The organism is Arthrobacter sp. BF1 (assembly GCF_056680215.1).
The window spans coordinates 283,579-296,547 of record NZ_CM155271.1; the positions used below are offsets into that span (position 1 = coordinate 283,579).

The 12,969-nt window shown below is 65.6% G+C and carries 12 protein-coding genes and 1 tRNA gene; 8 read left to right on the plus strand and 5 right to left on the minus strand.

Annotated features, from left to right (window positions below; translation table 11 throughout):
- The first annotated feature begins 169 nt into the window (after positions 1 to 169).
- From pstS to pstB, 4 genes are all read left to right on the plus strand, one after another.
- A complete protein-coding gene (pstS, locus tag AC1MCD_RS01345; protein ID WP_498675157.1) occupies positions 170 to 1,291 on the plus strand; it encodes a phosphate ABC transporter substrate-binding protein PstS in 1,122 nt (373 codons plus the stop codon).
- A gap of 105 nt (positions 1,292 to 1,396) precedes the next feature.
- Positions 1,397 to 2,329, plus strand: coding sequence for a phosphate ABC transporter permease subunit PstC (gene pstC / locus AC1MCD_RS01350; protein WP_498675160.1), 933 nt, complete (start codon positions 1,397 to 1,399; stop codon positions 2,327 to 2,329).
- Entirely contained in the window at positions 2,330 to 3,442 is a 1,113-nt protein-coding gene (gene pstA, locus AC1MCD_RS01355; RefSeq protein ID WP_498675162.1) for a phosphate ABC transporter permease PstA, read from the plus strand.
- 81 nt (positions 3,443 to 3,523) lie between these two features.
- Positions 3,524 to 4,303 carry a phosphate ABC transporter ATP-binding protein PstB gene (gene pstB, locus AC1MCD_RS01360; protein ID WP_498675164.1) on the plus strand — a complete coding sequence of 260 codons (780 nt, stop codon included), beginning with the start codon at positions 3,524 to 3,526 and terminating at the stop codon, positions 4,301 to 4,303.
- Between the two features lie 19 nt (positions 4,304 to 4,322).
- Here pstB and AC1MCD_RS01365 read toward each other — a convergent pair whose 3' ends face one another.
- From AC1MCD_RS01365 to AC1MCD_RS01375, 3 genes are all read right to left on the minus strand, one after another.
- Complete coding sequence (locus tag AC1MCD_RS01365; RefSeq protein WP_498675165.1) at positions 4,323 to 5,339, minus strand: inorganic phosphate transporter; 1,017 nt, start codon at positions 5,337 to 5,339, stop codon at positions 4,323 to 4,325.
- A 1-nt stretch (position 5,340) separates the two neighbouring features.
- Positions 5,341 to 5,958, minus strand: a complete 618-nt coding sequence (locus AC1MCD_RS01370; protein WP_498675167.1) for a DUF47 domain-containing protein — start codon at positions 5,956 to 5,958, stop codon at positions 5,341 to 5,343.
- Positions 5,959 to 6,230: 272 nt separating this feature from the next.
- Entirely contained in the window at positions 6,231 to 6,890 is a 660-nt protein-coding gene (locus AC1MCD_RS01375) for a hypothetical protein (RefSeq protein ID WP_498675168.1), read from the minus strand.
- Between the two features lie 201 nt (positions 6,891 to 7,091).
- On the opposite strand from AC1MCD_RS01375, the gene AC1MCD_RS01380 reads away from it, so the two are divergent.
- Positions 7,092 to 7,164: transfer RNA gene (locus tag AC1MCD_RS01380), tRNA-Lys, on the plus strand.
- 53 nt (positions 7,165 to 7,217) lie between these two features.
- Here AC1MCD_RS01380 and AC1MCD_RS01385 read toward each other — a convergent pair.
- Both AC1MCD_RS01385 and AC1MCD_RS01390 read right to left on the minus strand, forming a co-directional pair.
- Complete coding sequence (locus tag AC1MCD_RS01385) at positions 7,218 to 7,598, minus strand: hypothetical protein (protein ID WP_498675170.1); 381 nt, start codon at positions 7,596 to 7,598, stop codon at positions 7,218 to 7,220.
- Between the two features lie 29 nt (positions 7,599 to 7,627).
- Entirely contained in the window at positions 7,628 to 8,497 is an 870-nt protein-coding gene (locus tag AC1MCD_RS01390; protein ID WP_498675173.1) for an ANTAR domain-containing protein, read from the minus strand.
- 439 nt (positions 8,498 to 8,936) lie between these two features.
- On the opposite strand from AC1MCD_RS01390, the gene AC1MCD_RS01395 reads away from it, so the two are divergent.
- From AC1MCD_RS01395 to AC1MCD_RS01405, 3 genes are all read left to right on the plus strand, one after another.
- On the plus strand, positions 8,937 to 9,512 hold the full coding sequence (locus AC1MCD_RS01395) for an HhH-GPD-type base excision DNA repair protein (protein ID WP_498675175.1): 576 nt from the start codon (positions 8,937 to 8,939) through the stop codon (positions 9,510 to 9,512).
- A 216-nt stretch (positions 9,513 to 9,728) separates the two neighbouring features.
- Positions 9,729 to 11,951: a 4-alpha-glucanotransferase gene (gene malQ / locus AC1MCD_RS01400; RefSeq protein ID WP_498675177.1), complete on the plus strand. Its 2,223-nt coding sequence runs from the start codon at positions 9,729 to 9,731 to the stop codon at positions 11,949 to 11,951.
- 100 nt (positions 11,952 to 12,051) lie between these two features.
- Positions 12,052 to 12,957 (plus strand): SDR family oxidoreductase, encoded by a 906-nt coding sequence (locus tag AC1MCD_RS01405; RefSeq protein WP_498675181.1) that lies wholly within the window; start codon positions 12,052 to 12,054, stop codon positions 12,955 to 12,957.
- The last annotated feature ends 12 nt before the right edge of the window (positions 12,958 to 12,969 follow it).

Here is a 12,969-nt window from a genome sequence, read left to right on the forward strand (position 1 = left end):
CAGTTGTAAGGGAAAATGTCACTGCCGTTAACGTTCTGTTCACTTTCGGCAGCCAATCCCGTTACCTGCCGCCCCTAAATTCGATGAAGGTACAAAACGTACGCATCGCGCTGCAGGGCGACTCCGGCCCTGTCCGCTACTGAATATCCCTGGAAGGGGTACACATCTAGTGAAGGCACTCCGTTTCGGCCGCCACGCGGCTATTGCTGTTATCGCGGCCGGCGCACTCGCGCTCACCGCCTGCGGTTCAGACAACGCCACCGGCAACACGCCGGCTGGCACCCAGTCCGCCAGCGGCCCCAAGGTCACCGGCACGCTGACCGGCATTGGCGCTTCCTCGACCGGCGCAGCCATGGATGCCTGGAAGGCCGGCTTCGCTTCCGCCAACTCCGGCGCGACCGTGCAGTACTCCCCGGACGGCTCCGGCGCAGGCCGCAAGGCCATCATCGACGGCTCGGCCCAGTTTGCCGGCTCCGACGCTTACCTCAAGGATGAAGAGCTGGCCAGCTCCAAGGCCCAGTGCGGCCCCGAAGGTGCCATCAACATCCCGGTCTACATTTCCCCGATCGCCGTGGCCTTCAACCTTCCCGGCGTCACCGACCTGAAGCTCGACGCCACCACCGTGGCCAAGATCTTCCGTGGCCAGATTGCTACCTGGAACGACCCGGCCATCGCTGCCCTGAACCCGGGCGTCACCCTCCCGGACACCAAGGTCACCCCGGTCAACCGCTCTGACGATTCCGGCACCACCACCAACTTCACCGAGTACCTGGCCGCTGCTGCTGCCGATGTCTGGACCGACAAGGCTTCCGGCGTATGGCCCGCAACCCTTCAGGGCGAGAACGCCAAGGGAACCTCCGGTGTTGTCAAGACCGTCACCGACACCCCGGGCGCCGTGACCTACGCGGATGACTCCGCGGTCGGCGGCAAGCTCGGCACCGCTTCGATCAAGGTTGGCGAGGAGTTCGTCAAGATTTCTGCCGACGCCGCAGCCAAGGCTGTTGAAGCCGGCAAGCCCGTCGAAGGCCGCTCCGCCAACGACGTCGCCATCAAGCTGGACCGCAAGACCACCGCAAAGGGCGCCTACCCGGTCGTCCTGGTTTCCTACCACGTTGTTTGCACCACCTACGCCAAGCAGGAAACCGTTGACCTGGTCAAGGCCTTCGAAAGCTACGTAGTCTCCGACGCCGGCCAGAAGGCAGCTGCTGACTCTGCGAAGTCCGCCCCGCTGTCCTCGGCCCTCGCCGAGAAGGCCACCAAGGCCATCGAATCCATCAAGGTCAAGTCCTAGTACCTGTCCCTGAAAACCACGTTCCCCGCCACGCCGAAAGGCGGGGTGGGGAACTTGGCTTTGAAAGCTAGATTTTGGCACCACCCACAAACCGAAGGGTCTGGAATGACCGCCACCCCCCTGAGTAGTTCCCAGGGCGCAGGCCGCGCCGGGGATAAGATTTTTTCCGGCGCCGCCCTTGCCGCCGGGTGCCTCATCCTCGCCGTCCTGTTCGGCGTGGCCTTGTTCCTTGTTGTCCAGGCCATTCCGGCGTTGACTGCCCCGGCCGCAGAAATCCAGGGCGGAAAAGGCTTCTTCGCCTACATTTGGCCGATTGTGATTGGCACGCTCATCGCCGCCGTTATCGCACTGGTGATTGCAACACCCGTCGCCATCGGCGTGGCCCTGTTCATCTCGCACTTCGCGCCGCGCGGGCTCGCCACCGGCCTGGGCTACGTAGTTGACCTCCTGGCAGCCATTCCGTCGGTGATCTACGGCGCCTGGGGTGCAGCGTTCCTCGCCAAGGAAATCTCCCCGGCGTACAACTGGCTGGCCGAGAACATGGGTTGGCTGCCTATCTTCCAGGGCCCGGCTTCGGCCACCGGCAAGACCATCCTCACCGCGGGCATTGTCCTCTCGGTGATGGTCCTGCCCATCATCACGTCCCTGACCCGTGAAATCTTCCTGCAGACCCCCAAGTTGCATGAGGAAGCCGCCCTGGCCCTCGGCGCCACGCGCTGGGAAATGATCAAGATGTCGGTCCTGCCGTTCGCCCGCCCGGGCATCATCAGCGCCGTCATGCTTGGCCTGGGCCGCGCGCTCGGCGAGACGATGGCCGTGGCGCTGGTGCTCTCTTCGGGAGCGCTGACCGCAAGCCTGATCACGTCCGGCAACCAGACCATCGCTGCCGAAATCGCGCTGAACTTCCCTGAAGCAAGCGGCCTCAAGGTAAGCACCCTGATCGCGGCCGGCCTGGTCCTGTTCCTCATCACGCTTGCCGTGAACATGATCGCCCGCTGGATCATCAGCCGGCACAAAGAATTCTCGGGAGCCAACTAAATGTCCTCCACCCTCACCCCGGTGCGCAGCAAGCGCTCGGCCCTCACCAAGGGCCAGCTGCCCGCATTCGCGCCCTACGTTGTCCTGGCGGCCGCGCTCATTATCGGCGCCGCAATCCTGGCACTGATCGGGTTCAACGCTTTCGGCTGGGGCATCGTCTCGGCCCTGCTCTTCGCCGTCGGCCTGGTCAGCTGGAGCGCCATGGTCGAAGGGTCCCGGAAGGCCAAGGACAAGCTGGCCACCTGCCTGGTGGTGGGTTCGTTCCTGATCGCCCTCCTCCCGCTGATCTCCGTCATCTGGACCGTGCTGGTCAACGGCATCCCCGGCCTGATCTCTCCCGGTTTCCTCACCAGCTCCATGAACGGCGTCACGGGTGTCTACGACAACAAGGCCGTGGAAGAAGGTGCCCCGGTTATCGGCGGCATCTACCACGCGCTCGTGGGCACGGTCCAGATCACTCTCGTCGCCACCCTCATCTCCGTGCCCGTGGGCCTGCTGACCGCAATTTATCTGGTGGAGTACGGCAACGACGGGCGGTTGTCCCGTGCCATCACCTTCTTCGTGGACGTGATGACCGGCATACCGTCGATTGTGGCCGGCCTGTTCGCCGCCGCTTTCTTCTTTGCGGTGGTTGGGCCCGGCACCAAAACCGGCGCCGTCGCGGCCGTCGCCCTTTCCGTGCTGATGATCCCCGTGGTGGTGCGCTCCAGCGAGGAAATGCTGAAGATCGTCCCCAACGAACTCCGCGAAGCGGCGTATGCGCTGGGCGTGCGGAAGTGGCGCACCATCGTGAAGGTGGTCATTCCGACGGCGATCTCCGGCATCGCGTCCGGCGTCACCCTCGCAATCGCCCGCGTCATCGGCGAGACCGCCCCCATCCTGGTCACCGCAGGTTTTGCCACCAGCATCAACAACAACGTGTTCGGCGGCTGGATGGCTTCGCTGCCAACATTCATCTACACGCAGATCCTGAACCCCACGTCGCCGGCCAACCCTGACCCGTCCTCGCAGCGGGCCTGGGGCGCTGCCTTGGTGCTGATCATTCTGGTGATGATCCTGAACCTGGGTGCCCGCCTGATCGCCAGGATCTTTGCCCCCAAGACGGGCCGCTGAAGAATTTTTCGGCAGGCCGTTCCGGTCCCCGCGACCAAACCCTAGACTTCAATCCGTACCCCCAGCAAGTGAAGGAACATCATGTCTAAGCGCATCGACGTCAAAGACCTGAACGTGTACTACGGCGATTTCCTCGCCGTGGAGGATGTCAGCATCGCCATCGAGGCCAAGTCGGTGACGGCCTTCATCGGTCCCTCAGGCTGTGGCAAGTCCACGTTCCTGCGCACCCTTAACCGCATGCACGAAGTGTTGCCCGGCGCCCGCGTTGAAGGTGAAGTCCTGTTGGACGGCGACAATCTCTACGGACCCGGCGTTGACCCCGTGACCGTCCGTTCGCAGATTGGCATGGTCTTCCAGCGGCCCAACCCGTTCCCCACCATGTCCATCCGGGATAACGTGCTGGCGGGCGTGAAGCTGAACAACAAGAAGATCTCCAAGGGTGAAGCCGACGCACTGGTGGAAAGCTCGCTGCAGGGCGCCAACCTTTGGAACGAGGTCAAGGACCGGCTGGAGAAGCCAGGTTCCGGCCTGTCCGGTGGCCAGCAGCAGCGACTCTGCATTGCCCGTGCCATCGCCGTGCAGCCGCAGGTGATCCTGATGGATGAGCCGTGTTCGGCACTGGACCCCATCTCCACGCTGGCCATTGAGGACCTCATCAATGAACTCAAGGACCAGTACACCGTGGTGATCGTGACCCACAACATGCAGCAGGCCGCCCGCGTCTCGGACAAGACAGCGTTCTTCAACATCGCCGGTACCGGCAAGCCGGGCAAGCTGATCGAATACGGGAACACCCAGAACATCTTCAGCAACCCCACGGTGAAGGCCACCGAAGACTACGTTTCCGGCCGCTTCGGATAGAACCGGGCGTGAGGCTGGTCTAAACGCCGGACAGCGGTGACAGCGCCAGGGCGAAGATAAAGGCCACGGCAGCGGCCGCTACCGGCGTGATGACCCACAGCCCGAGGATCTGCAGGACGAGTTTCCGGTTGGTCACCGAGAAGTGCTGGTTTTCGCCCGCGCCCAGCGCGGAGGCCGTCACGGTGTGGGTCGTAGACAGGGGCCACTGCAACGCAATGGCCCCAACGAGCAGCATGACGGCGCTGAATGTCTGGGACACGGAACCCCGCAGCGGGTCGATCCGGGTGATCCTGTAGGCGAGGGTGTACGAGATCCGCCAGCCGCCGCACAGGGTCCCGATGGTCATCATGACGGCGGACAACAGCGCCACCCACAGGGGGATGCTGTCGCCGTCGGCATAACCTGCCGCGGCAAGGGCCAGGAGCAGCACGGCGCCCACCCGCTGCCCGTCCTGCAGCCCGTGGCCGAACGCGACGGCGCCGGCCGCGATCGCCTGGCTGCGGCGGAAGCGCTGGTTGATGACATTGGGCTGGGCATGGCGTGCTGCCCAACTCGTTGGGAAAACCAGCAGGTAGGCGCCCACGTAGGCGACGATCGGCGAGAGCAGCAGCGGCAGTATCACCTGGACCAGCAAGGACCGGTCAACGCCCCCTACGCCCAGCCCGCCCACGGCGAGACTGGCGAGCCCCGCGCCGGCCAGCCCGCCCACCAGGGCGTGCGTGGAAGACGCGGGGATGCCGCGCCACCACATCAGCAGGCCCCAGGCGCAGGCACTGCCCACACCCGCCAGGAGGATGCTCAGGCCGCTGGTCCCCGCCGGCAGATGAATCCACGTGTGGCTGATGGCCACCACCACGCTGGCGCTGAGCAGGGCGCCCACCAGGTTGAAGAAGGCAGCCAGCAGCACAGCCACCGTTGGGGTGAGGGCCCGGGTCCGGACGGCGAGGGCTACCGCCGTGGAGACGTCCCTGAAGCCGTTGAGGAAGGCGAACGCCGCGGTCAGCAGGACCACGGCGCCGAATATCACTGCTGTCACGTCAGGATTCCTTGACGATGATGCTGCCTACCTGGGTGGCGATGCGGCGCATGTCTTTGGTGACTTCGACCAGCTGGTTGGCTACATCGCGGTTGCGTGAATACTGGGCCCACTTCATGTCCCGGATCATGTCCGCCACCCAGACGCGGTGCGTCCGCTCTGCGCGTTGGGCCAGCCTCAGGATCTCGATCCAGTAGTCCTCAAGATCATCGAGGTTGTTGAGCCGGCGCATGGCGTCCACGGTGAGCTCGGCTTGCCTGCTGATGACCTCCAGCTGGTCTGCGGCGCGCTTGGGCAACCGGTCCAGCTTGTAGAGGGAAACGAGTTCGGCGGCACCGTCCAGCTTTTCGAGGGCCTCGTTGAGGTAGCGGGACAGGGCGTACATATCTTCGCGGGGGAGTGGATTCACGAAACTCGTGCGCATGTGGGTCAGGAGGGCGAAGTGCAGCTCGGCGGATTTCGCCTCGTGGTTGTGCATGTCGTCCACGAGTTTGGCGTGCTCACCGGCGGGAACACCCAGGATCTCGGCCATCGTGGCGCTGGCATGCACGATTTGCTGGGCCATTTGGGACAACAGGACCAGCCCGGCGGGCTCCTGGGGGAAAAGGCGCAGCTTCACGTTGGGTTCGGTCTCCGGGCGTTGTACTGGGACTGGGGCCGCCCACTGTGACTTGACGCAGGCCTGCAACTGGTCTTGAGTCTACCGGCCGTCAGCCGGCGGCCTGTAACTGTAAACAGGCAGAAAAATGGTGCCGAACCGGATACGCCTCTCGGCGGTAGGCCGCTCTAGGCGGCTAAATGTTGAAGCCCGGGGGTTTCGCGGCTCGGCACCAGTTTTAGTGTTCTACGTTGCCCGCCCCAAGTCAACATTGACAGATCGGGCCTGCTGGTTCAGTCGAGTTCGCCAAGACGCCAGGCATTCGCTGCGTGTTCAAGGTCCTCGGCGGTCTTCACGAGCTGATGCGAGTTGCGCGTGAGCTTGCTCGCGTGGGCCTCATTTCCGATTTCGGCACCGTCAGCGAGGGTCGCCTGCCCGAGCGCAACCACACGACAGAAAGCGGCGGAACGTTCCAGCGCGACGTCGAACTCGCCGTCGAACGCGCCGGAGAGAATGGCGTCCGCCAAGGTCCGCATTTCATCGGCCCCCGGCGGCTCGGCAGCGCCCGCAACCACGTTGGAGACCTGTGCAGTGTCCTTGCCCGCACGGAAGTAAACGGAAATGCGCTCAGGGTCCTGGACGGTGGCCGCGCGCAGCGCGTACAGCCGCCACAGTGCACCGGGCAAGGACCGCGCCGGACTTTCGGCCCACATCTCGGCGATGGCTTCCAGGCCCTGTTCGTCCGTCAGCTTGACCAGGCGCTCGGTGATGACGGGGTCGTCGCTGTCGCGTCCATGGCGCACCAGTGCCTGGGCGGCGAGGTGAGCGGCTTCGGAGACGCGGGCGGGGTCCGGGCCTCCGGCGAACGGCTCAAAGTCGATGGGCGCGAACGGCTTCGGTTTGTGATGCCGGTTGGCGCCGCCGTAGTGACTGGGTCCTGCTTGCTCGCTCATGCCCCAACGCTACTCCTGTGTCGCCGGGGAAATCGAGTGCTCCGTGAAGCAGTTGCACGCGGCCGGGGCCCTCGAATCCTGCGGAAAAAGGGATGTACGACGTCGGTGCGCGCCTTTCGTGTCAAAGCGGCCCCGCGCGTGGGGTAAAGTATTTATCGTCCAGAAATGGACTGGGCTGATCGGTCACTTGACGGTCGGCTGGGGCCTTTAGCTCAGTTGGTAGAGCATCGGACTTTTAATCCGTGGGTCGTGGGTTCGATCCCCACAGGGCCCACCCACGCAGCAGGTCAGGAGCATGACGCCCCTGACCTGCTGCAGTTAAAGCGCTCAGCTGAGCGACAGCACGAGGTACAGCAGCGCGAGGGCAAGCGCCGTCGGAGTCATGGTGAGGCGCTCGGGCAGGCTGCGCGAGATCCCGTTCATCACAACACCCAAAGCGAAGTAGGCCGTGAGGACCCAGGCGGTCACGTCCGTAAAAGGTTCATTGACGAACGGAGCCGTAAGCCCGGCCTTCGCCAGGGCGATGTAAGCGAAGACTCCGTACAGGACGATGGAGACTGCGCTGCCCAGCCTTAGCTTGGGCGGAAGGACCTTGTGCTGGCCGCCCCAGGCCAGATGGCCAAGGGGAGCGCCCGCAATAAGTGCCAGCTGGAAGATGGCCAGGGCGGCGAGGACCGCCGCGGCCACGAACGCACAGACTTGAACCATTGCTGTCCCCCATGAGCCGAGCGGCTGCCTTAGTGTTCGAAGTGGGTGCGCGGCGCGCCGCCGGGCAACTTCTCCAGAATACCCTCCGCCACCTTGCGCAGCTTGAGGTTCCGGTGGCTGGACGCCTTGGCAATGATGGCAATCGCCTCGTCGTAGGAACACCTGTTCTGCGCCATGATCACTCCACAGGCGATGTCGATGGAGGTCCGGCTTTCGAGCGCGGACTGCAGGTCCGACGCCCTGGTGCTGGTGGATTGCAGCTCAAGAACCAGCCTGAGGCCCCGCGCTGCGAGGTCCGCGAAACCGTGGGCCCCGGCGATCACAGGAAGCGGGAAGGCCTGGGCGGTAGGGGCGAAGAAGGCGAGGGCCGCCGTGGCGCCGTCGTCCAGCCGGAGCCGAACTCCAAGAACGCTGTGGAATCCGGCCTCCTGAAGATGCGGCCGGTAACGCGACCAGCGGAAATCGGACGAAACGTGGTTCATTGCCACGATGCCGTTGCCGTTGCCGGTGAGTGCTTCCGTCAGTGGCCCTTCGCGCACCTCCTGCTCCAGCCGGGCCAACCTGGCAGTCTCCACGTTGGTGCCGGCGGTGGCGGGGGCGTTCTTTGCCCTGTTGAGGAGCGTGCCGCATTCCACCGGGGAGTCCATGAGCCTGCTGAGGGTGGCGGACGCTGTCCGGGTCAGGATTTCGAGCGAGTCGGAGAGGGTTGTTGCTCCGGTGGCCAAATCGGGAATGAACCCGTCGGGGCCGGTGCTGGCCGTTCCACCGGAAGGTGCCGGCGGCTGGCCTGGAACCGGTGCAGGATACCCGGCCGCGTGCTGCTGGGCCTGACGCGGCTGCGCCGGGCGCCTGCCCGCAGGCGCGTGTGACGCGGAAACCTGGGATGTTGAATACTTCATGGCCGGCTCCCGCCAGGCCGGCTTTCATGGCACCGGCCAAGCGGCTGTCCGTGCACGTGAAGGGTGGAGGACCAGAGTGAGGGCGGCAGGAATGCGGCGGTCAGAGGGCCGGCGACGGCTGGGGGAGAGGCCTTGGTCTCGAAGACCTCCTCGTCGCCGGCCCCGCTCACTTCCCGGGCCCGTAGGGGCGGGAAAACGTGGCTGCTAAGTCTTTTATTCATTCCTTCTCACACCCCCTAGTGAGACATCCAACCCAGTAGACAACGAGTCTTTGGCTCTAGATCGAAGGTAGTTGGGGCGTGGTCCCGGGCGAACGCGTAATCGGTACTCGTATTTGAGATTAGGTAGTACTTGGTTTTGCCGGCTTCTGCTTGGACCAGTGACGTAAACATGAGCCGGCCCCATGACGCATGAAGCCGGGGATGGAAGGATAAGGCTCATGGAACTGCATATCACCGGGGACGCCGCTGCCGACCAACTGCTCACTGATGACGCGTTTGCGCTGCTGACCGGGATGCTGTTGGACCAGCAGGTGACCATGGAATCAGCCTTCGCAGGGCCGGAGAAGATCCGGTCACGCATAGGCTCCATCGATCCGGCAGCCGTAGCCGCCTACGAGCCGGAGGCGTTCGTGGAGGTCTTCAAGGAGAGGCCGGCAGTCCACCGGTTCCCCGGCTCGATGGCGGCGCGGGTCCAGGCCCTCGCTGAGACGGTACAGCGCGACTGGAACGGTGACGCCACGCGGATCTGGACGCAGGATGGTCCCGACGGCAAGGAAGTACTGCGCCGCCTGCAGGCCCTGCCCGGTTTCGGGGAACAGAAGGCAAAGATCTTCCTTGCGCTCCTCGGCAAGCAACGCGGGCTGAACGCGCCGGGTTGGCGAGAGGCGGCCGGGCATTATGGCCAGGAAGATGCCTTTCTCTCGGTCGCAGACATCGTGGATCCGGAGTCGCTCGTCAAGGTGCGGGCCAGCAAGCAGGCAGCGAAGGCAGCGGCTAAGAAAGTCCGGGAGTAGGCGCTGGGACGGGCATAAGCGCCCTGGGGTCCGGGGAACATCAGCGCACTGACCCGGAAGGTTGGTCCGGAAAGGGCGCTGCCTGCCAAGCTACCCGGGCAAACCGTGCCCTCCTGCAATAATCGGTACCGACAGTTGTCCGGGAGCGCGGAAGCTCCCGGTCGAACAGGACGCAATGTAAGTTCGGGCCCATCACACCAGACGAGGCGGACATCCATGAAGGCTCCAGACCAGCAGTACGCTCAGTTCTCCGGAACCCCGGCTCCGCCAGGCGCCGGTGAAGCAGCAGGTCATGCGCACGTGGACCAGGACCTCCTCCAGCGCCTGGCCGATGCGCACGGGGTGGGCACCTCATTCCACGGCTGGGACGGGCTGCCGCAAAGCGTCGCTCCCGAAACCGTGGTCAAAGTCCTTGCTGCGTTGGGCGTCCGGGCCCACACGAACGAACTGATCGAAGCCGCCCTGGCCGAGGCCGAACTGGCGCCGTGGCGGCGGATGCTGCCGCCCGCCGTCGTGGTTCAACAGGGCGAGTCCCCGCTGGTTTCGGTCCACGTCCCGGACGGTGCCACCGCGCGTCTCACAGTATTGCTGGAAGCTGCCGCGGGCGAGCCCGTGGAGGCGGTCCAGCAGGATGTCTGGGTCCCGCCGCAGGACGTGGACGGCGTGCCCACGGGCCGGGCCACGTTCGCCGTGCCGGAGGGGCTGCCGCTTGGCTGGCACACGCTGCATGCCGAGTCCGACGGCGTCACAGCCGAGTGTGCGCTGGTGGTGGTTCCTGCGCGGCTCACCACCGCCGATTCCTTGGTGGAGCGCCGCGGCTGGGGCCTGGCCACGCAGCTGTACTCCGTGCGGTCGAAGCGGTCCTGGGGCATCGGCGACTTCGCGGACCTCGCGGACCTGGCGACGCTGAGCGGTGAAAGGGGCGCGGACTACGTCCTGGTCAACCCCCTGCACGCCGCGGAGCCCGTCCCGCCGGTCCAGCCCTCGCCGTACTCGCCGTCCACGCGGCGCTTTTTCAACCCGCTGTACATCCGGGTGGAAGCCATCCCGGAACTTGCTTACCTCAGGCCGCGCAAACGTGCCGCGATCGAAAGGCTCCAGGAACAGGTCCAGAGCCTGAATGCGGACGGGGAGCGGCTGGACCGGAACGCCGTGTTCGCGGCCAAGCTCCAGGCCTTGGAGCTGCTGTACCACGCGCGGCGCTCGCCGGCCCGGCAGGCAGCGTTTGACGAATTTTGTCGGAGCTCCGGTCCCGGCCTGGACGATTTTGCTCTCTGGTCCGCCATCCGGGAAGACCTCGCACCGGAGGACCCGCTGTGGACCGATCCGGACTGTGCGCTCGGATCCGTTGCGGCCGAAGCCCTGCGCGGCAAGCTTGCCGACCGGATCGGGTTCCACCGCTGGCTGCAGTGGATCTGTGACGAGCAGCTCGAATACGCGCAGCAGGCCGCACGCCGGGCAGGCATGCGGCTGGGAGTAGTGCATGATCTGGCCGTGGGCGTTGACCTGAGCAGCGCCGACGCCTGGACGCTCCACAATGTGCTGGCGCCGGGGATCAGCGTGGGGGCGCCGCCGGACATGTACAACCAGCAGGGCCAGGACTGGAACCAGCCGCCGTGGCATCCGTCCCGCTTGGCCGAGGCCGGCTACGCACCCTTCCGCAACATGCTCTCCACGGTCCTCCGGCACGCCGGCGGCATCCGGGTGGACCACGTCCTGGGACTGTTCCGCCTCTGGTGGGTGCCGGCCGGAAACTCGCCGCGGGACGGCGCCTACGTCACGTATGACCACGACGCCCTGATCGGCATTCTGGCGCTGGAGGCCCAGCGCGCCGGAGCCGTGGTGATCGGCGAGGACCTGGGAACCTTCGAACCGTGGGTGCGTGACTACCTTGCTGCCCGCGGCATCCTGGGAACGTCCATCCTCTGGTTCGAGAACGACGGCGACTCCCCGCTGCCGCCGGAGCGGTACCGCACGCAGGCGCTCGCCAGTGTCAACACCCATGACCTGCCGCCCACCGCCGGCTACCTTGCGGGCGACCATGTGGCACTCCGCAGCAGGCTGGGGCTGCTGGAACGATCCGAAGCCGAAGAGCGGGCCGAGCATGTGGCCACGCTTGAGAAGATGATGGGTTTGCTGCGCGAACGCGGGCTGCTGCCTGAAGGCGGAACCGGAAGCCACGAGAGTGAGGAGCGCACCATAGTGGCGCTGCACCGCCTCCTCGCCCAGACGCCGTCGGTGTTGCTCGGCGTCGCACTGGTTGACGCGGTGGGGGAGCGGCGTGTGCAGAACCAGCCGGGCACCACGGAAGCGCTGTACCCGAACTGGCAGGTTCCGCTGGGCGACCCGACCGGTAAGGCCGTGTTTATCGATGACCTTCCCGGCAACGCCAGGTTCAACTCGCTCCTGGCCGCTGTGTCGGAATCCTTACTCGGGTAGGGCTGGCGGGCTGCCCCGGGCGGGGGCGACAATGTGAGCAGCGGGCCGGACACCCCTTGGGCCGGTTCACGGGGTGAAGTCGGTTCACGGGAGGACTCAGATGAGCGACGGACCAGTCCTGGTGGTGGGCGGTACCGGCATGCTGGGCAGCCAGGTTGTCACGGAGCTGCTCGCTCGGGGCAAACAGGTACGGGCACTGGTGCGGCCGGGCTCGGATGCGTCCCGCGTCGAAGCGGCCGGCGCCCAGGTTGCCCGCGGCGACATGATGGATCCGGCGTCGCTGTCGCGTGCCATGGAGGGCGCGGACACCGTCATCACCTCAGCGGCCGGCTACACTCGGCACCGCAAGGGCGATACCAGCGAGACGGACATCGTGGGCAACACCAACCTCGTGGAGGCGGCCAGCCGCTCGGGGATCCGGCGGTTCGTCCTGACCAGCATCCTCACGTGCGACCAGACGCCGCAGGTGCCGCACTTCTGGCACAAGAAGCTTGCGGAGGACCGGCTGGAGAAACTCGGCGTGCCCTTTGTGGCCCTGCGCCCGGGTGCGTTCCTGGACCAGATCACCCGGTTCGGCGGCGACCCCATCAGCAAGGGGCGGCTGAGCTGGTTCGGATCGTCGCGGATACCGCTGACGTTTGTGCACACCGCGCATCTGGCCCGTTATCTGGCCGCGGCCGTTGACGTTCCGGGGGTAGAGGGCCGGCGCATCGACATCGGCTGGGACAGGCCGGTAAGCATGCAGGACATTGCGGATATCGCAGGCCGGCTCACCGGCAAGACCATCCGCGTCCGCTCCGTTCCCACTGGCTTCTTAAGGGCCGCAGGGACCGTGCTGGCGCCGGTCAATCCGATGGCCAAGGACCTTTCCGCCATGATCGACTGGTTCCAGACCGGGCGATATGTGGCGGACACGGCGCTTCAGCAGCAGTTTTTCGGCGTCCCACCCACTGCGGAGGACGCCGTCCGCCGGCTCGTCACCGGTCTTGGGCACGCAGTTCGCTGAGCGCCGGGGCCG